Here is a 23,916-nt window from a genome sequence, read left to right on the forward strand (position 1 = left end):
AAGGCAAGGTAATGACGGCTCCGAACCACGTAACAGTCGGCGGCGGCCCCGAGGGGTTTGATGCACAGCTTGTGCTGAATGAGATCGCGCGCTCGGGCGGTCCAGTCTGTCATATCGCTCGCGATGACAAACGGATGGAGGCGATGCGGGCAGCGTTGGCATTCTTTGCGCCGGACATGCCCGTATTTGTATTCCCCGGATGGGACTGCTTGCCCTATGATCGGGTGTCGCCCAACGCCGACATTTCTGCTGCCCGCGTGGCAACACTGGCTGCTTTGGTGCATCAGATGCCGCAGCGGTTCGTGCTGCTTACCACGCTCAATGCCGCGACCCAACGGGTACCCGCGCGTGCAGTGTTGCGAGAGGCCGCATTCACCGCTCGCGTAGATCAGCGCATAGACGAAGATGCCCTACGCAACTTTCTGGTGCGGATGGGCTTTACCCAAAGCCCCACGGTGATGGAGCCCGGAGACTACGCTATCCGAGGCGGTATCATCGACATCTTCCCACCCGGTGAGAGCGGTCCCGTGCGGCTGGACTTGTTCGGGGATGTTCTGGATGGTGCACGCCGGTTTGATCCTGTCTCGCAGCGAACGACTGAAAAACTTGATGTGGTCGAGCTTGCCCCGGTGTCCGAGGTCATACTGGACGAAGCCGCCATCACCCGATTCCGTCAGAACTATCGCATCGAATTCGGCGCGGCGGGTACGGATGATCCCTTATACGAAGCTGTCAGCGCAGGTCGCAAGCACCAGGGGATTGAGCATTGGCTGCCGTTTTTCCATGAAAAACTGGAAACCCTGTTCGACTATCTTCCGGGGGCCTCAATCTCGCTTGACGATCAAGTCACGCCTTCTCGGCTGGCGCGCTGGGATACGATTGCGGATCAGTATGAGACGCGAAAGCTCGCTTTGGAAAACCGCTCGCGCATGGATACGGTTTATAAACCGACGCCTCCCGGTCTGCTCTATATGGACGATGCTGCATGGGAAGATGCAGTGGGCGATCGTCGCGTTTTGCAGTTCAGCCCGCTGCCGCAGGCGAGTGGTCCGGGCGTGATCGATGCAGGCGGACGGATCGGGCGCAACTTTGCACCCGAACGTCAGCAGGAAAGCATCAGCCTGTTTGGCGCTCTGGCGGCGCATATCACCGAAAAGATGGACAAGGGGCCGGTCCTCATTGCCTCTTACTCCGAAGGCGCTCGTGAACGACTGACCGGCTTGATCGAAGATGAAGGCCTGGCCGAGGCAATCCCGGTGACCGACGGGACCCGGGTTGGAAAGCGCGGCCTGCATCTTGCGGTTTGGGCATTGGAACACGGGTTTGAAGCGCCCAATCTGACCGTGATCTCGGAACAGGACGTTCTGGGCGACCGTCTGATCCGCCAACCCAAAAAACGCCGCAAGGCCGAGAACTTCCTGACTGAAACGCAGTCGCTGTCGCCCGGTGATCTGGTGGTGCATGTTGACCACGGGATCGGGCGGTATCAGGGGATGGAGGTCGTTACGGCTGCGGGGGCCGCCCATGAATGCCTGCTGCTGGAATATGCTGAACAGTCCAAACTCTACCTGCCGGTCGAAAACATCGAACTGCTTTCGAAATATGGCCATGACGAAGGGCTGCTTGATCGTTTGGGCGGTGGCGCTTGGCAGGCCAAGAAGGCCAAGCTGAAAGAGCGCATCCGTGAAATGGCGGACAAGCTGATCCGCATCGCCGCCGAACGAGCCCTGCGGAAAGCGCCTGTCATGGACCCACCGCCGCATGCATGGGAAGAGTTCAGCGCGCGTTTCCCATATCAGGAGACCGACGATCAGTTGCGCGCCATCTCCGAAGTGATGGAGGATATGCATTCCGGCGCGCCGATGGATCGTCTGATCTGTGGCGATGTGGGTTTTGGCAAGACCGAGGTCGCCATGCGCGCAGCCTTTGTCGCCGCGATGTCGGGCGTACAGGTTGCCATTGTGGCACCGACCACGTTGCTCGCGCGGCAACACGCGGCGTCCTTCAAGGATCGCTTCCGGGGTTTCCCACTTGAAGTCCGGCAACTGTCGCGCTTTGTCTCGGCCAAAGAGGCGCAGCAAACCCGCGATGGGTTGGCGCGAGGCACGGTGGATATCGTGATCGGCACCCATGCGCTGTTGGCCAAAGGGATACGGTTCAATAATCTGGGTCTGCTGATCATCGACGAGGAACAGCATTTCGGCGTGGGCCACAAGGAACGGCTGAAACAGCTGCGCTCGGACGTGCACGTCCTGACCCTGACAGCGACACCGATCCCACGAACTCTGCAATTGTCCCTGACAGGCGTGCGTGATCTGTCGATCATTGGCACGCCCCCCATCGATCGGCTTGCGATCCGCACCTATGTTAGCGAATTCGACGCGGTAACGATCCGTGAGGCGCTGCTGCGCGAGCATTATCGTGGCGGGCAGAGCTTCTATGTGGTGCCGCGCATCTCTGACTTGCCTGAGATCGAGGAATTCCTGAAAGAGCAGTTGCCTGAATTATCCTACGTGGTCGCACACGGGCAGATGGCTGCGGGTGAGCTTGATGACCGGATGAACGCGTTCTACGACGGTAAATACGACGTTCTGCTGGCCACGACGATCGTAGAAAGCGGGCTGGATATCCCGACTGCCAACACGATGGTCGTGCATCGGGCGGATATGTTTGGCCTAGCGCAGCTCTATCAGATCCGGGGGCGGGTGGGGCGCTCAAAAACCCGCGCCTATGCCTATCTGACCACCAAACCGCGCCAGCGCCTGACGGCGACGGCCGAGAAACGGCTGCGGGTTCTGGGCTCGCTGGATACGCTCGGGGCCGGGTTCACACTGGCTTCGCAAGACCTCGACATTCGTGGTGCGGGCAACCTGCTGGGTGAGGAACAGTCCGGCCAGATGCGTGATGTGGGCTACGAACTCTACCAATCGATGCTGGAAGAGGCGATTGCCAAGATCAAAGCCGGCGAGATGGAGGGGCTATCGGATGCCGATGACCAATGGGCGCCGCAGATCAATCTGGGTGTCCCGGTTCTGATCCCCGAGGATTATGTGCCCGATCTGGACGTGCGTCTGGGCCTCTACCGCCGCCTGTCGTCACTGTCGACGAAAGTGGAACTGGAGGGCTTTGCCGCCGAACTGATCGATCGCTTCGGCAGCTTGCCGAAAGAGGTGAATACCCTGATGCTTGTCGTGCGCATCAAGGCGATGTGCAAACGCGCCGGGATCGCCAAGCTGGACGGCGGGCCAAAGGGCGCAACGATACAGTTCCACAATGATAAGTTCGCCTCACCCGAGGGGTTGGTCGAGTTCATTCAGAACCAACGCGGGCTGGCCAAGGTCAAGGACAACAAGATCGTTGTGCGGCGCGACTGGAAGAAGGACAGCGACAAGATCAAAGGTGCGTTTGCCATCGCCCGTGATCTGGCCGAAAAGGTCGTGGCTGTGAAGAAAAAGGCGAAAGCCTAGTCCCCTGTCACAAAAGTGCAGAGCTGCCAGTCACCCGCTTCGGATTTTACAAACGCAGCGCGGTAACCGACCATTGATGCCAGAAAATCGCTGAGTAAGTAGCCCGATGTCCCATCGGTCAGTCTGATTTTCTGGTATTCCCCATCAGGTTGATAGTCAGGGACGATCACGATTTCATGACTGATCAGCGCGAGGATGGGCGCGCCACGAGACGGTGCCTGACGCAGTGTGATGCTTTCACCCGAAACATAGAAGGCGGTGAAAGGGTCTACTGTAGCGGGAAGAATGATCCGCCAATAGTACGGCATCCAGAATTCACCCTGATCGTCAAAATATCCCGGTTGGGAAACCGTTTGCTGCAATTGCGACCAGTAAAAATCACGTAGCTCCGCAGCCTCGTCCTTAAATTCTTCACCAAGCGTTTCCGGAGGCACAGTCAAGTTGGTGCGAAACTCTTCCGGTCCACCTGCTGTGCCGTGACTGAGATAGATGTCGGGACAAGCGGCGGCGACAACTGCATCGGTATCGCGTGCCTCGATTTTCGCCAGCAAGTCAGCTCGGAATGCGACCAGTGATGGATTTTGACCTGCCTCGTCAATAGGTGGAAAGGTCTGGCGCTGTGCCAGCGCTGGACTGGCAAGCAGCAGGCCCGCCACCAAAAGGAATAGCTTCATTCCGCAGTCCTCATGGCGGCTTGGGCACAGAAGCACGACGCGCCGACGGTGCGGTCCGCGCGCGCCAAGGCAAGATCAAGGCGTTGCTTGATTTGGCGGATTTCTACTGTCTCGCCGCGTGCTTTCAGGCAATCATGCAAACCCTTCAAACTCCAGACATTGTCAGGGTGGATCGAGGCGCGGCTGAGCGTGCCACCCAAGCCTAGATCTTCACGATAGACTGCCTCAGCCTCGTTCACATGCCCTTGTTCGAACAACAACGCACCAAGCGCATGGCGTGTTGGTTGCATCCAACCCCATGGCTCGTCATAGGGCAGCGTGTCATCCAATTCGACCGAGCGGCGTAGATGTGCATAGGCAATCTCGTAGTTGCCTTTGCGATACTCGATTTCTCCGCGCAGCATTTCCGCTGCGATCTCCAGAAGGTCGATGACCCGATTGTTGTGCAGGCGGCGCGTCTCGGGCACGCAGGTTTTTGCGGCAAGGAACAACTGCTCTTCGGCTTCGGCCTGCGCCACTTCATCAGTGGCTGCATGGGCGATGGCGCGAGCATAATGTGTTGTTGCCGTCAGAGTGCGATAGAGATCAGGGTCGTCTGGCAACTTCAGTGCCTTGGCCTCTTCCCAGCGGCCAAAGCGGATCAGGATATGCGGGCCCATGGACATGTAGCTTTCAAAATAATCCGCCATCGGCGGGCTTTCGATTCGAAGCATATCTTCAGGCGTGGTGTCCCACAGGCCCTGATTAGCCCGCAGGGCTGGTTCCATCTGACCGAGAAACAGAGCGCCATAGATGGTGAAGTGATAGTTGTGCTGACGATAGCCGGTATAAATGTTGAACGCGCCTTCACGCTCATAATATTTCAGATCGGCCTCGGTGGCCTTTTCGTTCCAGTAGGCAACGTTGTGATAGTGGCCGCACAGCACGTCGATATGGGTCGGCATATGCACCAGGTGACCGGCATCGGGCACTAGTGTACGCAGGATGTCTCCGGCCTGCAGCGCCTTTTCTGGCGTCGGCGACATCTCCATCAGGTGCACATATAGGTGAAGTAGACCGGGATGAGACATCGACGCCGGGTCATTGACCATAGCGCTCTCCAAAGCGTCTTGCGCTTCAAGGGTCGCGGCACCCTCGGCCGGTTGACCCGTTTTCAGGTCCCACATCTGCCACGGGGTGAGGTTCATCAGCGCCTCAACATGGATCGTGCGCAGGTCCAGATCATCAGGCTGTTCGGCAAATGCGGCGCGCATCGCATCCGCATAGTCATAGTCCCACTGGTGCATGTTTTCGATGGGGTCACGCTGAGGGTATCGGGAGGGTAGGGCGCGGATCAACGCTTGCTCAACCGCTGTGCACCCGTTGAGCAGCGACAGCGCCTTCTGTGTTGCATCATAGGCGATGGCCAGTGATTTGGCCTGGCCCTGATCGTCCCGCAATTCCCACGGCAGGTTATAGTTTGGGCCTGCTGCATAGGCGACGCCCCAATGGGCCATGGCGCAATCCGGGTCAATCTCGGCAGCTTTCTGAAAGCACGTGACCGCTTCGTCGTGGTTGTAGCCATACGTCCAGACCAATCCGCGATCGAACCAAAGCTGCGCTTCGGGTGATGCTGTGGTGACGGCACAGGAATACGTGCCCAGATCATAATAGTCGCTCATGGCGCCCCCCCACGATTTGCGGGAAGGTTAGCGTGTTTCAGCGGCTCTGCACAGATCAGGCGGGTAGTCTGTTTTCGATCCGGCCCATATGTAGCATCAGGCCGAAGCCAAGGATGCACATCGTTAGCACGCCGGTCGTCAGCGGTGTGATCGACCCGTCAAATAACAGCCCAATAGGGGCCGCGATGGCAGCCGCCAGAATTGTGGCGATCGAGCCAATGACCGAGGCAGCCATTCCCGCGATATGACCCATAGGTTCCATGGCAATGGCGTTCAGGTTGCCCATGGTTACACCGGCCATAAAGAAGATCGAGGTCTGCCACGCCACAAAAACAGCAAAGGATGCGCCCGGTGAAAGTGGTGTCATGTTCAGGATGATGACGGCGCTTGTGATCAGAATCTGCGTGCCCAAGGCCCAGGTCACCATACGGCGCATCCCGACGCGTACGACCACGGCGGCGTTCAAAAGGCTGGCCGAACCCGAGATCAGCGCCACGAAGGCGAACCAGAAGGGAAAGCTGTCTGCCCGATCATGGATGACGTCAAAAACCGGCTGAACCATCGTTAGCATGGTGAACAGCAACCCCATGCAAAGGGTCTGCACCAGGATCGAGAGGCGTACGGTGGGGTGTGCGAACATCTCATGCACTGCCGCAATCATCAGGGGCAGGCGGAAGGGGCGCCGGTTTTCGGGCGCCAGAGATTCAGGCAGGCGCGTGGCCATCCAGATCACGATGATCGTGGCGAATATGATGAAGGACACAAAGATGCCGCGCCAGCCGACCAGTGCAATAACGCCTGCGCCTAGCAGCGGTGCCACGGCGGGGACCAGAGTAAAGATCATCATCGCAATCGAGATGATGCGCGCCATCTCGCGCCCTGAAAACAAGTCGCGAATGATCGCCATGGCCACAACGCGCGGCCCGGCCGCCCCGAGGCCCTGCGCGATGCGCGCAGCCAGCACCAGTTCAAGCGATGAGCTGGACCACGCAACAGCGCAGGCCAGTATATAGAGAGCGGCACCACCATAAATCACCGGCTTGCGCCCGACCGCATCGGAAATTGGCCCAGTAAAGAATGTGCCGATCCCCATGCCCAGCACAAAAGAGGTCAAGATCAACTGTGCTTTGTTCAGATCGTAGGGGCTGAGCTCTGCGCCGATCTCGGGCAGGGCTGGCAGCATTGAATCGATCGAAAAGGCTATCGTGGCGAACATCATCGCGATCAACGCAATGAATTCGCCCCGGGACATGCGGTCGGCCATGGGGAACTCCTTCCCGAATGCGCTATCACGGCGTTTCGGGTTGGACTAGATCAGAAATGCACAGGGGTATGTGCTATTCTGCAGGGGAAGCCTCAATCTGAGACATGATCTCAGCGATCACTTTTGCCCACAATTCAGGAGGTTGCGCGCCCGGAACGGCGTGCTGGTTTGCAACGATATAGGTGGGAACCGAATTTACGCCCATTTCGCGTGAATGGCTGTCGCGGTTACGGATATCTTCTCGGTCGGCGTCTGACTGCAGCAGTTTCAGTACGACCGCTGCGTCCATGCCGACGCTGTCGGCGACATCAGCCAACACCTCATGATCACCAATATCACGCGCCTCGACGAAGTAAGCATTAAAGAGTGCATCGACCACGGCATCCTGCTTGCCCTCAATCCCCGCCCAGTGGATCAGGCGGTGGGCATCCAGCGTGTTGGGCGTGCGTTTCATACCTTCGAAATCGATATTCAAACCTGCGTTTTCGGCATGTTCGACAACGGGAGCGTATGCGTGAACTGCTCCGTCCTTGCCGCCGAACTTCCGTTCAAGGTATTCGCGCCGATCCATGCCCTCGTCGGGCATATCGGGGTTCAGCTGAAAGGGGTGCCACTCGATCACAAAGGGGTGGTCTGGCACTTCGGCGAGCGCTTTGTCCAGATGGGTCTTGCCGATATAGCACCAGGGGCAAATCGGATCGGACATGATGTCGAGCTTTACAGTGTGTGTCATTCGGACGTCGCCTTGAAATAGGCCGGCAGGGCGCGGCGCAGAAGTTTGCCGTTGCCTCCGGTGGGCAAGGCGGGCAGATGGACAAAGGCACGCGGCTGTTTGTAGCGCGCCAACTTGTCAGACACATAGGCGTGCAGGTCCGCCGCGTCCAGTTCTTCGGGGCCAGTGTAGAAGGCAACGATGATCGAACTGTCCTGTTTTATCTCAACCGTAGCCGCCCCGACCTGGGTGATCTCGGGATGGGTGGATAAGGCCGCCTCGACTTCGACCGGGGAAACGCGATATCCGCCCGCATTCATCATGTCGTCATCTCGACCCAGATAGGTGATTTGCCCAACAACGGCCATCGCGCCTTGATCACCGGTCAGGAACCAATCTCCCTGCATCCGAGCAGCGGCCTCGTCGGGGGCATTCAGATAGGTTAGCATCAGGCCCGGATCTTCGCGATGTACAGCTATTGTACCTTCCTGACCTTGTGGCACAGGGCCATCCGGCCCGAGGATGGCAATCCGACGCCCGGGCTGCGGCTGCCCCAACGCTGTGCCGCGTGCTGGGTGGCTTGGGCTGGATGAGATGAAGGTCGAGCATTCGGACATGCCGTAAGCCTCATAAAGCTCGGTGCCGGTGGACTGGACCCATTGTTCATGCAGGTGTCGCGACAGCTTTTCCCCGGCGCAAAGGCCGTGGCGCAGATCGGGAAGGCCGGGCTGCGTGTCACTTTGCATCATCTTCCGAAAGACCCCCGGTGCGGCTGCAAAGATGGTGGCACGATGTTGTTTCAACAGGGCAGGCAGATCGCGTATGTCTGTCCCGGGTTCAGGGATCAGAGCCGTTGCACCAATGGCCCAGGGGTCCATCAAGCCGGTGCCCAGCGTGTAGGTCCAATTGAATGCCCCCGCATGGCACAGCCGGTCCGAGGATTTCAGGCCATACCAGCCGTCGACCATCATCTGCCGAGCCCAGATGGCGCGGTGTGCATGCGCAACCGCTCGGGGTTTGCCCGAAGTGCCCGAAGTGTAGACCACGTAGGCAAGCCGCTCGGGATCACCCATGGCAAAACTTGCAGGCGGCAGTGATCGCATCCGGGCCAGTTCAGGCAGCATGATCTGATCCGGGTGCGGCGCGCAGCCGACCTGAGGATCTCGCAAAATGGCGGCTGGTTTCAGGTCGTCGATGATCTTTGCGGTCTCTTGCTCGGTCAGTTGTGATGAGGTGGGCACGGGGACCAGCCCCACGGCGATTGCGCCCAGATAGGCGATCGGAAAATCGACGGTATTGCCCAATCGCATGAGAACAATGTCTTGGGCGCGAAGGCCGCTCTGCAGCAATCCTGAACCGGTGCCCATTATCGCCGAATGCAGATCGCCATAGGTCCAGTCTGTTGCACCATCCGATCTCAGCACCGAAAGCGCGGTCTTCTCAGCTGAACTTTTCGCATGGCGCAGCACATGCGCGGCAAGATTGAACGGGCGCGGGCAGGGCGTAGGCGGCCCCTGATCAAAGATCGACAACATGAGAACTGGCTATCCCCGTGCGAGGCGCGTTGCAAGCAGGGCATGCTCGCCCTATAGAAAGACCCATGGCCACCAATGATCATAAATCTATCGTCAGAATTGCCCGCGACAATGGTGTCAACACCGAGTTGGAGCCGGTCGATTTGGGCGCGCGCGTGCGCGAACTGCGTAAAGCCCGCAACTGGACGCTGGAACAGGCGGCGAGTCAGGCGGGTCTGGCTCGGTCGACACTCAGCAAGATCGAAAATGGTCAGATGTCTCCGACCTATGATGCTTTGAAAAAGCTGGCGACCGGATTGGAGATTTCGGTGCCTCAGCTTTTTACGCCGCCACAACGCGATCAGGTGATCGGTCGAATGGCAGTGACCAAGATGGGCGGGGGTGCGGCCCATGCGACCACCACCTACGAACATGAGTTGCTGGCAGAAACGCTGACCAAAAAGCAGATGCTGCCCTATCGCGCCCGTGTACGTGCACGCTCGATGGAAGAATTTGACGGCTGGGTGCGTCACGATGGTGAGGAATTTCTGTATGTTCTGACCGGAGTGGTGCGGTTGTTTACCGAGTTCTATGAGCCGGTCGAAATGCGCCGCGGCGACAGCGCTTATTACGACGGCAGCATGGGGCATAACGTCATTTCGGTCAGTGATGAGGATGCGACGATCCTGTGGGTGACGTCACTTGCTTAGGGCTTGGGTCGCTTCGCGGTTCAATGCTTCGGTGAACAGGAAATCCTCAAGCTCTTCGCGCGCCTCGTTTACGGTCAGGTGGTGACGCTCGGCCAGGTAAGCTTCGAACTGTTTGCGATCTTCGCCAACGCGCGCCATATCCCTATCCCGCAGGTTCGGAAACCTACGTTTTGCACGCGCATATGACGCGTCCCAGTCTTGCGTCAGATCAGCCCAGTTTAGCATCTGCGAGCCTTCCTTAGTTGGTGTTTCAGGATTGCTCTCCCCCAAGACAGCCTACGGAGCGCCGTGCGTTGCTGCAGACATGACAAAATGTCGCAGCCGGAGTCGGGAGATAAGATGCAAAAAACCCGCTGCGGAGATACCGCAACGGGCCCACGGACCTGCTGTAAAGTGAGTGGCGGCCGGTCCGTTATTCTGCTTGTTCGAATAACCAGTTCAGTATTTTGTGTCCGATAAATACAGCAATTAACTGCATAATTATGAACATCGGAATGTGCGCAGGGTATATCCCCGCAAAGGTATCCGTAAAGCCCCTTGCGATGGTAACGGCCGGATTAGCAAAACTTGTGGAAGACGTATACCAGTAGGCGCCGGTAATATAGAGGCCCACAAGGGCTGGTACCGTGTCCGGCTTGTGCCGAATTCCGCCGAAAATCACAAAGAGCAAACCCAAAGTGGCGACAATCTCCGAAAACCACTGATGTGCCCCGGTACGATGCATCGTTTCCGAAGTTTGCAGAATCGGCAGGTCAAACATGTAATGGCTGGCCCAGACCCCCGCGATACCTCCGGCAATCTGAACAAGCATGTAAGGGGTGACCGCACGCCAGGGATGTTCACCGCGCAGCGCAAAGGCCAATGTCACTGCAGGGTTGAAGTGAGCGCCCGAGACAGGGCCGAGCGTAGTGATGATAGCGTAAAGGATGCAGCCGGTCGCAATTGCATTGGCCAGCAACGCCAGCGCGATGTTCCCGTCGGACAAGGTTTGCGCCATGATGCCTGATCCGACAACGCCGATCAGCAGGAAGGCGGTTCCGAGGAATTCGGCAAAGTATTGGCGGGCGCTCACAGCAGGGCTCCTATACGTTTGAGATGGGCCGAGAGTTCAACGCTGTCCATGGTTTCAATGGGCAGCTCCAGAAGTGCTTCGGCGCGGCGCCCAAGAATGTCATATGCGGTCCTAAAGGCGGTTTCCCAGTCTGACTGAGACGCGGCAGCCGGGTCCTCGACACCCCAATGCGCGCGTACAGGGGCGCCGGGCCAGACGGGGCATGTCTCTTCGGCGGCTGAGCCGCAAACCGTGATCACTATGTCCATTTCCGGAGCATTTTCTGCTGCAAACTCATCCCAGCTTTTAGAGCGGGAATCGCGGACGTCATGGCCTTCGGCACCAAGCAGCGTCAAGGATTGCGGATGCACCTTGCCGGTCGGGTTGGAGCCTGCTGAATAGGCGCGTACACGCCCTTCGCCGGTGTGATTGAAGAGCGACTCCAGCAGAATCGATCGAGCCGAGTTGCCGGTGCATAGAACCAGTATGTTCATGGGGGTATCCTTGGATTGATCGAGGACTACTCGGCCATTCGACCGATGTCATCCACCTTGTGTTGTAGTGAGATGCGGTCGAGCGTTTCGAACGGGAGGCTGGCAAAGGCGGTGATACGGTTGCGCAGCAATCCGTAGGCCTGCTGGAATGCCAGCTGCTTTTGCGCGTCGGTTCCTTCAACTTTGACCGGATCGGGCAGACCCCAATGCGCGCTTATCGGTTGTCCCGGCCAAGCGGGGCAGGCCTCGTTGGCCGCGTGGTCGCAGACGGTAAAGACAAAATCCATCTTTGGGGCATCAGCAGCGGCAAATTCTTCCAGTGATTTTGAGCGGAGCGAGGTCGTGTCGTAGTCTTTTTGCTTCAAGAGTTCCAAAACGATTGAATTTGGTCCGTCCGATGGTGCCGTTCCTGCCGAATAAGCGCGAAACAAGCCGTTACCTTCATTGTTCAGGATGGCTTCCGCCATGATCGAACGGGCCGAGTTTCCGGTGCAGAGGAAAAGCGCATTCATTACGCGGTCGGGGGACGCCATAACGGGGTCATCCGAGGGTTGCATGCACAAATCAGGACGATTTTGACAGCAACCGCCCAGCAACTCATCAAACAGCCCGCGCACCGCTGGTAAGTTGGCGGCATATTGCAATGATGTCCCGCTGCGCGACTGCTGGATCAGCCCGGCGGATTTCAATGCATTCAGGTAGGTTGACGCAGTATTGGGTTTCAGCGCTAAAGCCTCGGCAATCTGACCCGCAGCAACGGAATCTGGATAGCGACGCATCAACAGCCGGAACAGATCCAGCCGCTTGGGATGTGCGAGTGCGTTCAGCCTGTCATGAATCTCTATTTCCATAATTCATGAAATACGGAAATAGAAAGGACTCGTCAATCCTGAAACCACCAGACCTGTGGCATATATTCTGGCCCATCGCCATAAATTGGCAGAGTGTCGGGTTGTTTCAGCTCTTTGACATGGGCGATACGGCCGACATCAAAGCTCCAGATAGGAATAACATAGCGACCCGCTGTCAGAACACGATCCAGCGCGCGCGTTGCCGCAACAAAATCCTCGTGGCTTTCCGAGGCCAGCATCGCGTCGATCAGCCCGTCCACGGCGGGCGAGGTCAGACCCATGGCATTCCGCGTCCCGGGAGCGTTGGCGTTTTCGCTGCCCCAATACAGGCGTTGTTCGTTGCCTGGCGAGAGCGACAGCGCACGACGGAACGGGGTCATGTCAAAATCTTGCGCATCGATGCGTGAAGTATATTGCGCGTCATCTACTTTCTCGACTGTCAACTGGATACCCAGGCGTTCGAGGGCGCGGGCGTAGATTTCCGCGATCACGCCGACATCCTGGACCACGTTCAGGCTGCCCTGGCTGATGACCAGATCAATCACAAACGGCTCACCGCTGGCGTTGCGAAGCTGGCCGTCCTGAATGGTCCATCCGGCCTCTTCCAGCAGTTTAAGCGCTTTGCGGATATTTCGGCGGTTGCGTTCGGTTCCATCGCTTTGAGGCAATTCATATCCATCCAGTGTGCCCGGTGCCAACTCGGCGGCGTAAGGTTGAAGCAATTCCTCGACACGACCAGTGGCCGGTCCGGGTTGCATCCCCAATTCCGAACCCGAGAAATATGAGATGATCCTGGGCTGCGCCCCGCCTGTAATGGTGTCGTTGATGAACTCGAAGTTGAAGGCCAGCGTTAGTGCCTCGCGTACGCGCCAGTCATCGAATGGGGCCTTGCGTGTGTTCATGACAAAGCCGGTCATGCCTGACGGCTTTTGATGGGGAATTTCCGTCTTCACAACATCACCGCGCTGAACCGCTGGGAAGTTGTACTGCGTGTTCCATTTATCCGCGTTGAATTCACGAACGGCCGAAAGCTCGCCAGCTTTGAACGCTTCAAACGCGACTGTGCCGTCTCCGTAGAACTCAATCCGCATGTCATCCAGATTCATCGTGCCCTTGCGGTAGGGGATGTCGGCACCCCAATAGTCAGGATTGCGACGCAGGTTCACATAGCGGCCAGCCTCATAGTCATCGATTACGTATGGTCCGGAACCGATGGGTATATCGTGTAGTTGAGCGTCAGCGAACGACTTTCCCTCCCACTGCGCTCTTTGCAGGATCGGGCGCATTCCGGCGATCAGGGCCAGTTCGCGATCCGGTTCGTTAAAGGTGATCCGAACGCTGCGCGGTCCAGTCTGTTCAATGCTATCAATCTTGCCCCACAGCCCGCGATATCGCAGGTGGCCTTCGGTGCCCAGTGTCTCATATGACCAGATCACGTCATCGACAGTGACCGGCGATCCATCCGAGAATTCAGCATTTTCGCGCAGCGTGAATTCGACCCAAGTTCGGTCCGAATCTGTCTCAACTGATTCGGCTAACAACCCGTAAAGAGTGAAAGGTTCGTCCCAGGAGCGGCCCATCAGGCTTTCATGAGTCCAAAATCGCAACTGCCACGGCGCGGTGCCTTTTTGCACAAACGGGTTCAGACTGTTATAGCCGCCGGTATTGCCAAATACGACCTTGCCGCCCTTGGGCGCGTCAGGATTTGCGTAGGGTAGCGACACAAAATCCGGTGGTAGGGCCGGGTCACCATACATAGCTATGCCATGGGCCGATTCTGCTGACGCCATTGAGGCGGCGAAAATACAGGTGATTCCCACAATCGCGGGACGAAGGGGGCGGAGATAATCGGGGCTCATTTTGGAAACAATCCTGCTCTGGCCTTATTTTGTTTGGGATTCACCGTAGCCATGATTTTTCTTATTATCAAACTTTTAGCTTGGACGAGGGCGTGGAATTGCTTATAAAGGTTCTACTGCTCGATAGGTTTCTTGCCTGTATGAAACCTGCCTCAATAACTTAACGCCCGCTTCGTGCGGGCGTTTTTTTTGGCAAAACTCGTGCGGGTGCGCGGATCAGATCATTCCCCGTTTTCTTTGCAGGTGCAGCATGGCACTGTGTTTGAGAAACAAAAAACTCATAAGGAGAGTGCCATGAGTCTGTCGGGCAAAACAGCCGTCGTCACGGGGTCGAATTCGGGGATTGGGCTGGGCATCGCGCGTGAGCTGGCGAAGGCCGGGGCGGATGTGGTGCTGAATTCGTTCACCGACCGTGATGAAGATCATGCGCTGGCCACCGAGATTGGCAAAGAGACGGGAACCAACGCGCGCTACATCAAGGCAGATATGTCCAAGGGCGATGAATGCCGTGCACTGATCGAACAGGCAGGTGCTTGTGACATTCTGGTGAACAACGCCGGCATTCAGCATGTGGCCCCGATCGATCAGTTTCCGTCGGACAAATGGGATGCGATCATCGCGATCAACATGAATTCGGTCTTTCATACGATGGCGGCAGCGCTTCCGATGATGCGCGCGGCGGGCTGGGGGCGGATCGTGAATATTGCCTCGGCTCACGGTCTGACGGCCTCGCCCTACAAGGCGGCTTACATCGCGGCAAAGCATGGTGTCGTCGGGATGAGCAAGACCGTGGCGCTGGAGACTGCGCAGGAGCCGATCACCTGCAATGCTATTTGTCCGGGATACGTACTGACTCCATTGGTTGAGGCGCAAATTCCCAACACGATGAAAGAGTACAATATGAGCCGCGAGGATGTGGTGAAGAACATCCTGCTGGAGCGGCAGCCATCGAAGGAGTTTGCCACGGTCGAGCAGCTGGGCGGAACTACGATCTTCTTGTGCTCGGATGCAGCGGCACAGATCACAGGAACGACGATATCCGTGGATGGGGGATGGACGGCATTGTGAGGGACCATGGGGGCTCTGCCCCCATACCCCCGAGGTATTTCTGGCCAGATGAAGAGGCGGAACCATGAAACGGATCAATCTGGCATTGCAGGGCGGTGGGGCGCATGGCGCGTTTACCTGGGGTGTACTGGATCGATTGCTGGATGAAGAGGATATCGAGGTTGCCGCGATCACTGGGACTTCGGCCGGCGCTTTGAACGGGGCAGCGTTCAAATCAGGGATGGTGCATGCAGGGCGCGAAGGGGCGCGGGCGTGTCTGGATGGGCTTTGGAAACGCATGGGTGCCGTCGGCGATATGCGAATTGCCCATTGGATGCGGGGCATTGAGCCTGCTCATGTTGCACAAGCGTTGGAGTACTCCGTTCCGTTCTCGATGGCCGAAGCATGGTCGCGGCTGGTATCGCCTTACGCCTATGGGCCGTTTTATCGCAATCCGCTCACCCCGGTTGTGGATCGGTTCAACTTTGATGAGATTTGTGCAGACGAAGGGCCCGCGCTGTTTGTCTGCGCCACCTGTGTGCGCAGCGGCAAGATTCGCGTGTTCACAGGCGAGGAGATTTCGACCGATGCGATTCTGGCCTCGGCCTGCTTGCCGAACCTGTTTCAGGCGGTTGAAATCTATGACCCGAAATCCGAGCGGACCGAAGCGTATTGGGATGGCGGCTATACCGGAAACCCGGCGCTTTATCCGTTGTTCGGTGGGGATTTGCCAGATGATGTGGTGATTGTGAACATCAACCCGCTGGAACGCGATGAGGTGCCTAAAACGCCGCAGCAGATTCAGAACCGGATCAATGAGATCAGCTTTAACTCATCGTTGTTTCGCGAGCTGCGTGCGATCAATTTCGTTCAACGGCTTCTGGCCGAAGGCAAGCTGAAGGCTGGTGAGATGAGCCGGGTGCTGGTGCATATGATCGCTGATGACGCCTTGATGAACGACCTTTCAGCGGCCACCAAGATCGTGCCAAACCCGGTTGTGCTGAACCGGCTGAAACAGTCCGGGCGCGATGCGGCGGATCAGTTTCTGAGCGTGCATAAGGACGATCTGGGTCAGCGGAGCACGGTCGATTTGCCCGCAATGTTTGGTTGATTATTCAGGCGGCTGGGTTGGGTCTTTGTCATTCGGGTAAACCAGACCCGCTGAGATCACCAGCTTGGCTGCATCCTCGATGGACATATCCAGCAGGATCACATCCTCTGCGGGGAAAAACAACAGGAACCCCGATGTGGGGTTTGGGGTTGTCGGGACAAACACGCTTAGCAACTCGCCCCCGGTTTCGGCGCGATCGCTCACTTCACCGCGCGCTGTTGTCGAGACGAAGCCGATTGCCCAGATGCCCCGGCGCGGATACTGGATCAGGCAGGCTTTTTCGAAAGACCGCTCGGTCTGGGCGAACACAGTTTCCGAGATTTGCTTGATCCCGGAATAAACCGAACGGACCACGGGCATGCGGTCGACGACACTCTCGGCGAAATGGATCAGAGAACGGCCCAGAATGCCCTTTGCGATCCAGCCGACGATAATCGTGAACAGCAGGAATATGACCACGCCAACGCCGCGCAGGTTGATGCCGACATATTCCGAGGGTTGGAACCGTTGCGGGATCAGTGGCAGGACGGCGCTGTCGATCCAGCCAACCACAGACCAGATCAACCAGATGGTCAGCCACACCGGAGCAATGACGACGATACCAGTCAGAAAGGACGCGCGTAGCCGGGAGAACAGGCCGGGGCGTCGGTGGGGTTCTTCGTCAAACGGAGTGTTCATTGCGGTCCTGAGTGGTTTGCGGAATTAGGTAAGCAGTCCGGGCGCTTGGTGCAATAGCTGGGGTCAGTGGGCTGATTCTATCAGCGCACGCGCGATGGCCGCTGCCAGTCGGGCGTTGTTGCGTACCAATGCGATGTTGGCGGTAAGCGAACGGCCTTCGGTCTGTTCATAGATACGCTGTAGCAGATAAGGTGTGACGCCTTTGCCAGTGATCCGGTGAGTTTCTGCATCGGCCTGTGCGGACGCGATGATCGGGGCCAGTTCCTCGGACGGAATCTGGTCGGCCTGCGGGATCGGGTTAGCGACCAACTGACCACCCGGCAGCCCCAACGCACGCCGTGTTGCGTGAGCTTTTGCTATGTCAGCGGCATCATCCATGCGCAGCGGGGCTGCCAAGGGTGATTTTGCGGACCAGAAGGCCGGGAACTCGTCCTGTCCGTGGGCGATGACGGGGACGCCGAGCGTTTCCAAAACTTCAAGCGTTTTGGCGAGGTCGAGGATGGCTTTGGCCCCGGCCGCGACCACAGTCACCGGGGTCTGCGCGAGCTCGTGCAGGTCAGCGGAGATGTCGAAGGAGGTTTCGGCCCCCTGATGCACCCCACCGATGCCTCCGGTGGCGAAGACCTCAATGCCTGCATAATGTGCGGCGATCATTGTTGCGGCGACGGTGGTGGCCCCGGTGCCGCCTGTGGCGAGGCAGGCGGCCATGTCAGCGCGTGACAGTTTGGCGACGCCTTGCGCTAGACCCAGTGCGCTCAGCTGGTCGGCTTCGAGGCCGACGTGCAAAACTCCGTCAATAACGGCAATCGTTGCTGGAACGGCGCCCGCATCGCGGATGTCTTGTTCAACCTGTGCCGCGACCTCGATGTTCTGGGGGTAGGGCATGCCATGGGTGATGATGGTGCTTTCCAATGCCACGATCGGTTGGCCCGCATCCTTGGCGGCGCGGACCTCTGCAGAATAATGAATGGTGATCACAGTGGGGTTTCTCCGGAAACATAAGTTGCAGCGGCGCGCAGCGCGCGGCTGAGTGCCGCGTCGCTGTCGGCACCATTCACCTCGGCGGCGATATGGGCGGCCATGAAAGTGTCACCCGCGCCGGTCACGCGGGTGACCAGAACGTAAGGGGGTGTTTGGGTCAAGACGGCGTCAGCATCCCCGACGGTGGCCGAGTTGCCGCCATCGGTCACAAGAACCCGCAACGCGCCACGGTCCAGCAGGCCTTTGGCGGCGCTCTCGGAATCGGTGAACTCGCGTTGGCAAAGCAGTCCGGCCTCTTCGAGATTCACATAGAGCGTTGCACGGGCGTGTTTGAGGAAGGGCAGCAGCCGTTCTGCCTTGCCGGGCGAGGCCGGGGCGACGCGCAGGTCGGCTTTGGCGAAGGCGGGGCTTTGGGCGATCTCTTCAAGCAAGGTCAGCGTGAGGTTACCGTCCAGCGCGATGGGCCCTTCGAATGGTGTATTTTCATAGCCCAGCGGACCATGCATCAAGGGACGCAGGATTTTGGCTCCGGCAGCTTCAAGCGAATGGGCGTCGGCAATGGCGGCAATCAACCCGTTGGCCCCTTCGACCGCCATGTAACGGTCGGTGGGCAGGTCTTGCGAGCGATAGATGTGGTCGGTGACCATCCCTAAACGCGCGCAGGACCGGACCAGTTCATCCCCTTCAGCGTCGCGGCCAATTGCGGTCAGCAAAGTCGGGGTCATTCCGAACCGCACCAGCGTCATGGCGATGTTCATGGCGACGCCACCCGGCAGGCGAGTAATTCGGCCGGGTACATCCGAGCCCTGTCGCATGGCGCTGGCCGAGCGTCCGATCACGTCCCAAAGGACCGAGCCGATGCACAAAATTTCGCTGTTCTTGTTCATGCCTTGTGTCATGCCGCAGCCCCGACGCGGGTGCAAGGGTTAACGCTCGCATCCCTCAGCGCATTGCGGCAATCAGAGAGTTCAGCGCCTCCAACGGGTTATCTTGCGACCAGATTTCCTCTCCGATGCCGAAGAAATCGGTGCAGGGGGTGAGGTCTCGGATCAGATCGGACGTCAGGCCGCCCTCGGCCACGACGGGAACCTCGATCATTTCGGACCACCATTGGAACAGGTCCTTTTCGGCCTGAGTACCATCGCCCAGCGTGGCTGAACCAACCGGGCCAAAGGCCACGTAATCCGCGCCACTTTCACCAGCAGTCATCCCGTCATGGATGGAAGACCCGCAAAAACTGCCGACAATCGCATCCGCGCCCAGCTCCTTGCGGGCTGCCCTGACAGACCGCGCGCCGTCATCCAGATGCACCCCGTCCAGACCCAACCGCTGCGCCAGCAATACATGGTTGGAAATCACGATGGCTACATCGCGCGCATGCGCAACTTCGCGGCAAGCATCGGCGGCGCGCGCGATGGTATCTTCGTCGCTTCCAGCCAAGGCGAGGCGGATACATGCAATTTCAGCCCCGTCCAATACGTGACCCAATTGATCAGGGAATGTACTCAGCGCGATGGTCGGAGGCGTGATCAGGTAAATCTGCGGCTGCTCGGGGGTGTCCATGGCGCGTCCTTCGGGTTTGTCATCTTTCGCGCGGTTTAGCGGATTGCGCGGGGGAAGCAAACTTTTATGCCGGCTACGTACCCTTTTGCGAACAGAAGACGCCGGGCCGACTTGCCCTCGACCCAAGCGGCCATTAGAGCAAGCGGAGTTTTTCGGAGTTAGCCATGCCCAGCGATACATCACAGCCGTCTTTTGTTCTGGTGCGCCCTCAGATGGGTGAGAACATCGGTGCTGCCGCGCGGGCGATGTGGAACTTTGGGCTGGATCGGATGCGGATCGTGGCACCGCGCGACGGCTGGCCCAACCCCAAGGCGGTGGCGATGTCCAGCGGGGCCGGGCGGCTTTTGGATGAGGCGCAGTTATTTGACGATCTGGCGGGCGCGCTGGAGGACACCACCTTTGTCTTCGCCACCACAGCGCGGCAACGTGGGTTGACCAAGCCTGTCTATAGCCCGGAGCGCGCAATGCAGCTTGCATCGCAGAAAGTGGCGGCGGGCGAAAAGGTCGCTGTTCTGTTTGGCCCGGAACGGGCAGGGCTTGAAAACGAAGATATTGCCAAGGCCAATGCGATTATCTCGGTGCCAGTGAATCCGGAATATGCGTCGTTGAACCTCGGGCAGTGCGTTCTGCTGACCGCCTATGAATGGATGCGCCAGACCGGGGATGTCGTGCATGAGGCAACTGATCTGGGCAAGGGCGATTGGGCGACCGGGATCGAGGTTGAAAAGTTGGTCGAGCATTATGAGGACCGTCTGGAACAGGCCGGGTTCTTTTATCCGCCGGAAAAAGCCGAAGGAATGAAGGTGAACCTGCGCAATCTGTGGTCGCGGATGCGGATGACACGGGCCGATGTACAGATGCTTCACGGGATCATGCGGCAGATGGTCCGCTGGAAAGACAAAAGCTGAGGCTGGACCTATCTTCCGCCAAACCATAGCTTGCGACGAAATCAGGACATGAGGACAGCATGAGCGGTAAGCGCAGCATCTTCGAAGAGGTCTCGGACAGCGAAAAACAACAGGCCGTCCAACCCGGTATGATCGACCGGGGGCGTGGCGGTGCGCGGGCCGCGATCCGGGTTTGGCTGATGATCCTGTTCGCGCTGGTCGTGATCATGATTGCCGTGGGCGGGCTCACGCGGCTGACCGACAGTGGACTATCGATCACCGAATGGCGACCTATTACGGGTGCGATCCCACCGATGAACGCCGCCGACTGGCAAGCCGAATTCGACAAATACAAGCAGATTGACCAGTGGCGCATTCAGAACCAATGGATGGAGCTGGATGATTTCAAAACCATCTATTGGTGGGAATGGGGCCATCGCCAGTTGGGCCGCGTGATTGGATTGGTTTGGGCCGTTGGTTTTATCGGTTTCCTTGTGGCTTGCAAAATTCCGACAGGATGGGCTGGTAAGCTGCTGATCCCCGGCCTGCTTGGCGGTGTTCAGGGTGCTGTAGGCTGGTGGATGGTCGCCTCGGGCGTCACACAGGGTGAAGGAATGACCGCCGTTGCCAGCTATCGTCTGGCAACGCATCTTGGCTTGGCCTTCGTGATCCTCGGCTTTCTTGCCTGGTACATCTTTGAACTTGGCCGTGACGAACGCGACCTGATGCAGGCCCGCCGCGCGAAAGAGGCTAAGCTTTTCTCGATATCGACCGGACTGCTGCACTTCACCTTCCTGCAAATCCTCATCGGTGCGCTGGTGGCCGGGATCGACGCGGGGAGGTCCTACACTGACTGGCCCCTGATTGGCGGTCAGTTGCTGCCGCCCGATGCGACCATGCTGGAACCGATGTGGCGTAACTTCTTTGAAAGTCCCGGTCTGGTGCAGTTTATCCACCGTTGCGTCGGCTATCTGCTGTTTATTTTCGCCATCATAGTCTGGCGGCGCGGTGGCAGCAGCGCGCACCCACAGACCCGCTTTGCCTTCAACGCCATGTTCGCAGCTTTGTCACTGCAAGTGGTCGTGGGCATCATCACAGTCGTCTATGCGGCACCTTGGCAGATCGCCATTTTCCACCAGTTCATGGCCGTGGTCGTCTGGACCCTGATCCTGCGCGCCCGCTTCCTGACAGCTTACCCTATCGCAACATCTGTGCGCGGAGCATGATCCCATGACAGCATACAATGACCTGATGGCCTTTCAGCGCGAAACCTCGGCCCTGGGCCAGATTGCCGGTAGGCTCGGCTGGGACCAGGAAACGGTGATGCCGCGCGGTGCCGCGCCGCAACGGGCCGAGGAAATGGCAGCGATCGAGGCTGTATTGCATGCTCGCCGCTCTGACCCTCGCGTTGCCGAATGGTTGGAGCAGGCCGCACCGCAAGATGAGGTCGGCAAGGCACAACTGCGTGAGATACGCCGCGCCTATGACCGCGCGGTGAAGGTGCCCGCCGATCTGGCGACGGCGATTGCACGCGTGACATCCGCCGCGCAGGGCACATGGGCCCAGGCGCGAGCGGACGAAGATGTCTCAGCCTTCCTGCCGGTGCTGGAAGAAGTTGTCTCACTGAAACGGCAAGAAGGTGAAGCGCTGGCACAGGGTGGCGACGTTTATGACGCGATGGTCGAGGATTACGAGCCCTACACAACCGGCGCTCAGATCGCTGCGATCTTTGACGAAATGCGCCCACGTCTGGTGGCTCTTCGCGCCGCCGTTCTGGATCGCCCGGAACCTGTCGCGCTGACCGGCAACTTTGACGAACTGACCCAGATGCGCCTGACGCAGAAACTGGCAACGACATTCGGCTATGACCTGAACAATGGCCGCGTCGACAAGGCTGTGCATCCGTTCAGCTCGGGCAGCGGGCTGGACGTTCGGATCACCACTCGCACCAGCGAGACCGATCCGTTCAACTGCTTTTACTCGACCATTCACGAGGTTGGCCACGCCGCCTATGAGCAGGGCATCGACCGCGATTACCTGCTGACCCCGCTGGGACGTGGTGTGTCGATGGGTGTGCATGAAAGCCAAAGCCGGATTTACGAAAACCAGCTGGGCCGCTCGCGCGCCTTTACCGGATGGCTGTTTGACCAGATGAAAGAGGCGTTCGGTGATTTTGGCATCGCCGATGCAGATGCTTTCTATGCCACCGTCAACCGCGTCCACAACGGCTATATCCGGACCGAGGCGGATGAGGTGCAGTACAATCTGCACATCATGCTGCGGTTTGATTTGGAACGCGCACTGATGGCCGGTGACTTGCAGGTCGGCGACCTTGAAGCCGCCTGGAACAACCGCTTCAAAGCAGATTTTGGTTATGCGGTCGACAAGCCCTCGAATGGATGCTTGCAGGACGTACACTGGTCGGTTGGCCTGTTTGGCTATTTCCCGACCTATTCACTGGGCAATGTATATGCCGGATGCCTGTATCAAGCACTGCGCGCGGCAATTCCCGGACTTGAGGGGCAGTTGGCAGCTGGCGATACTTCCGGGGCGACCGGTTGGCTTCGAGAGCATGTGCAGCAGCATGGAGGACTGTACGCGCCCCGCGAAATCATTCAGCGCGCCAGTGGGGTGGAACCAGGGCCGGAGCCGCTGTTGGCTTATCTGGAGCAGAAGTTCGGGGCGTTGTACGGGCTTTGAGGCGTGTTCGTGGCGCTCCGGCGTTACACTGGCCCTGACGGTACCATTTCGATACGCAAGGCAACAGCGGCGAAGAAAAGGCCGCTTCCTGCCAATACAAACACGTGCCAGATGGTGTTGTGGTAGGGCAGCCAGTCCAGAAGGTAAAATACCACGCCTGCGGTATAGATGAGGCCTCCGGCGATCATTAAAGTAAGGGTAAGGGGTGAAAGTTCGGCCAACATGGATTGTCCGGCCCAAACCGCGGCCCATCCCATCAGAAGATACAGCGCCAGCCCGAACCAGCGGAAGCGGTTCGGGTCGATCATCTTCAGAACAGAGCCCAGCGTCGCAGAAGACCACAACCCCAGCAAAAGCCCCGGAGGTTGCGAAGCCGAGAGCAGCAGGAACGGCGTATAAGTTCCTGCGATCTTCACGTAGATACCCGAGTGATCAAGGCGGCGCAGAAACTCTGCCCACTCATCATGCTCGATCATGTTGTAGAGCGCCGAGAACGTCAGCATCAAAACCAGAGTTATTCCATAGATCGAGGCGCCCAAGACCGCCGCCGGGTCTGACCGATAGAAGACTGTCATGATGATCAGCATAGGCGCTGCGATCACCGCCGAAGAAACACCCAGCACATGAACAACACCGTCACTTATTCGCTCAGCACGGCTGTAGGCAGGTCGGATATGGGCGAATGACCACAT

General features: G+C 58.4%; 22 protein-coding genes. 7 read left to right on the forward strand and 15 right to left on the reverse strand.

Annotation, left to right across the window (positions count from 1 at the left end; genetic code table 11):
• Window positions 1-11 precede the first annotated feature (11 nt).
• On the forward strand, window positions 12-3,467 hold the full coding sequence (gene mfd / locus AC2TEM_RS00995) for a transcription-repair coupling factor (RefSeq protein WP_480790378.1): 3,456 nt from the start codon (window positions 12-14) through the stop codon (window positions 3,465-3,467).
• On the opposite strand, the gene AC2TEM_RS01000 is transcribed toward mfd, so the two are convergent.
• The 5 genes from AC2TEM_RS01000 to AC2TEM_RS01020 all read right to left on the reverse strand — a co-directional run bounded on the left by AC2TEM_RS01000 (window position 3,464) and on the right by AC2TEM_RS01020 (window position 9,313).
• Window positions 3,464-4,141: an SH3 domain-containing protein gene (locus tag AC2TEM_RS01000; RefSeq protein ID WP_170421907.1), complete on the reverse strand. Its 678-nt coding sequence runs from the start codon at window positions 4,139-4,141 to the stop codon at window positions 3,464-3,466. The genes mfd and AC2TEM_RS01000 overlap by 4 nt on opposite strands.
• Window positions 4,138-5,802 (reverse strand): hypothetical protein, encoded by a 1,665-nt coding sequence (locus AC2TEM_RS01005; protein WP_170421905.1) that lies wholly within the window; start codon window positions 5,800-5,802, stop codon window positions 4,138-4,140. Before AC2TEM_RS01005 ends, AC2TEM_RS01000 begins: the two co-directional genes overlap by 4 nt.
• A 55-nt stretch (window positions 5,803-5,857) precedes the next feature.
• Window positions 5,858-7,066, reverse strand: a complete 1,209-nt coding sequence (locus tag AC2TEM_RS01010; protein WP_480855954.1) for a multidrug effflux MFS transporter — start codon at window positions 7,064-7,066, stop codon at window positions 5,858-5,860.
• A 73-nt stretch (window positions 7,067-7,139) separates the two neighbouring features.
• Window positions 7,140-7,799 (reverse strand): DsbA family oxidoreductase, encoded by a 660-nt coding sequence (locus AC2TEM_RS01015; protein WP_480855955.1) that lies wholly within the window; start codon window positions 7,797-7,799, stop codon window positions 7,140-7,142.
• Window positions 7,796-9,313 carry a class I adenylate-forming enzyme family protein gene (locus AC2TEM_RS01020; protein ID WP_480855956.1) on the reverse strand — a complete coding sequence of 506 codons (1,518 nt, stop codon included), beginning with the start codon at window positions 9,311-9,313 and terminating at the stop codon, window positions 7,796-7,798. The genes AC2TEM_RS01015 and AC2TEM_RS01020 overlap by 4 nt, the downstream gene beginning before the upstream one ends.
• Window positions 9,314-9,378: 65 nt before the next feature.
• Between AC2TEM_RS01020 and AC2TEM_RS01025 the strand changes: the two genes are divergently transcribed.
• Window positions 9,379-10,002 (forward strand): XRE family transcriptional regulator, encoded by a 624-nt coding sequence (locus tag AC2TEM_RS01025; RefSeq protein WP_170396891.1) that lies wholly within the window; start codon window positions 9,379-9,381, stop codon window positions 10,000-10,002.
• On the opposite strand, the gene AC2TEM_RS01030 is transcribed toward AC2TEM_RS01025, so the two are convergent.
• The 5 genes from AC2TEM_RS01030 to AC2TEM_RS01050 form a co-directional block, all read right to left on the reverse strand.
• Complete coding sequence (locus tag AC2TEM_RS01030) at window positions 9,991-10,227, reverse strand: hypothetical protein (RefSeq protein WP_170421895.1); 237 nt, start codon at window positions 10,225-10,227, stop codon at window positions 9,991-9,993. The two genes, AC2TEM_RS01025 and AC2TEM_RS01030, sit on opposite strands and share 12 nt — an antisense overlap.
• 187 nt (window positions 10,228-10,414) lie before the next feature.
• Window positions 10,415-11,074 (reverse strand): MIP/aquaporin family protein, encoded by a 660-nt coding sequence (locus AC2TEM_RS01035; RefSeq protein WP_170421892.1) that lies wholly within the window; start codon window positions 11,072-11,074, stop codon window positions 10,415-10,417.
• Window positions 11,071-11,547 carry an arsenate reductase ArsC gene (locus AC2TEM_RS01040; RefSeq protein ID WP_170421889.1) on the reverse strand — a complete coding sequence of 159 codons (477 nt, stop codon included), beginning with the start codon at window positions 11,545-11,547 and terminating at the stop codon, window positions 11,071-11,073. Before AC2TEM_RS01040 ends, AC2TEM_RS01035 begins: the two co-directional genes overlap by 4 nt.
• Before the next feature lie 26 nt (window positions 11,548-11,573).
• Window positions 11,574-12,398 carry an arsenate reductase/protein-tyrosine-phosphatase family protein gene (locus AC2TEM_RS01045; protein ID WP_170421885.1) on the reverse strand — a complete coding sequence of 275 codons (825 nt, stop codon included), beginning with the start codon at window positions 12,396-12,398 and terminating at the stop codon, window positions 11,574-11,576.
• Window positions 12,399-12,430: 32 nt separating this feature from the next.
• On the reverse strand, window positions 12,431-14,257 hold the full coding sequence (locus tag AC2TEM_RS01050; RefSeq protein WP_170421882.1) for an extracellular solute-binding protein: 1,827 nt from the start codon (window positions 14,255-14,257) through the stop codon (window positions 12,431-12,433).
• Window positions 14,258-14,551: 294 nt separating this feature from the next.
• On the opposite strand from AC2TEM_RS01050, the gene AC2TEM_RS01055 reads away from it, so the two are divergent.
• Window positions 14,552-15,325: a 3-hydroxybutyrate dehydrogenase gene (locus AC2TEM_RS01055; RefSeq protein WP_170421879.1), complete on the forward strand. Its 774-nt coding sequence runs from the start codon at window positions 14,552-14,554 to the stop codon at window positions 15,323-15,325.
• 64 nt (window positions 15,326-15,389) lie between these two features.
• Window positions 15,390-16,415 carry a patatin-like phospholipase family protein gene (locus AC2TEM_RS01060; protein ID WP_170421876.1) on the forward strand — a complete coding sequence of 342 codons (1,026 nt, stop codon included), beginning with the start codon at window positions 15,390-15,392 and terminating at the stop codon, window positions 16,413-16,415.
• Here the strand turns inward: AC2TEM_RS01060 and AC2TEM_RS01065 are convergent, their stop codons facing one another.
• The 4 genes from AC2TEM_RS01065 to AC2TEM_RS01080 form a co-directional block, all read right to left on the reverse strand.
• Complete coding sequence (locus AC2TEM_RS01065; protein WP_170396909.1) at window positions 16,416-17,093, reverse strand: DUF502 domain-containing protein; 678 nt, start codon at window positions 17,091-17,093, stop codon at window positions 16,416-16,418.
• A gap of 63 nt (window positions 17,094-17,156) precedes the next feature.
• Entirely contained in the window at window positions 17,157-18,071 is a 915-nt protein-coding gene (locus AC2TEM_RS01070; protein ID WP_170421874.1) for a pseudouridine-5'-phosphate glycosidase, read from the reverse strand.
• A complete protein-coding gene (locus AC2TEM_RS01075; protein WP_170608882.1) occupies window positions 18,068-18,961 on the reverse strand; it encodes a PfkB family carbohydrate kinase in 894 nt (297 codons plus the stop codon). Before AC2TEM_RS01075 ends, AC2TEM_RS01070 begins: the two co-directional genes overlap by 4 nt.
• A gap of 55 nt (window positions 18,962-19,016) precedes the next feature.
• Window positions 19,017-19,637 carry a thiamine phosphate synthase gene (locus tag AC2TEM_RS01080; RefSeq protein WP_170421868.1) on the reverse strand — a complete coding sequence of 207 codons (621 nt, stop codon included), beginning with the start codon at window positions 19,635-19,637 and terminating at the stop codon, window positions 19,017-19,019.
• A gap of 164 nt (window positions 19,638-19,801) precedes the next feature.
• On the opposite strand from AC2TEM_RS01080, the gene AC2TEM_RS01085 reads away from it, so the two are divergent.
• The 3 genes from AC2TEM_RS01085 to AC2TEM_RS01095 are packed head-to-tail and all read left to right on the forward strand — an operon-like array spanning window position 19,802 to window position 23,224.
• Window positions 19,802-20,545 carry an RNA methyltransferase gene (locus tag AC2TEM_RS01085; RefSeq protein WP_170396917.1) on the forward strand — a complete coding sequence of 248 codons (744 nt, stop codon included), beginning with the start codon at window positions 19,802-19,804 and terminating at the stop codon, window positions 20,543-20,545.
• Window positions 20,546-20,604: 59 nt separating this feature from the next.
• Entirely contained in the window at window positions 20,605-21,750 is a 1,146-nt protein-coding gene (gene ctaA / locus AC2TEM_RS01090; protein WP_480855957.1) for a heme A synthase, read from the forward strand.
• Window positions 21,751-21,754: 4 nt separating this feature from the next.
• Window positions 21,755-23,224 (forward strand): carboxypeptidase M32, encoded by a 1,470-nt coding sequence (locus AC2TEM_RS01095; protein ID WP_170421861.1) that lies wholly within the window; start codon window positions 21,755-21,757, stop codon window positions 23,222-23,224.
• A gap of 23 nt (window positions 23,225-23,247) precedes the next feature.
• Here AC2TEM_RS01095 and trhA read toward each other — a convergent pair whose 3' ends face one another.
• Window positions 23,248-23,916 (reverse strand): PAQR family membrane homeostasis protein TrhA, encoded by a 669-nt coding sequence (gene trhA / locus AC2TEM_RS01100; RefSeq protein WP_170406032.1) that lies wholly within the window; start codon window positions 23,914-23,916, stop codon window positions 23,248-23,250.

The organism is Ruegeria sp. HKCCD3925, from assembly GCF_057221175.1.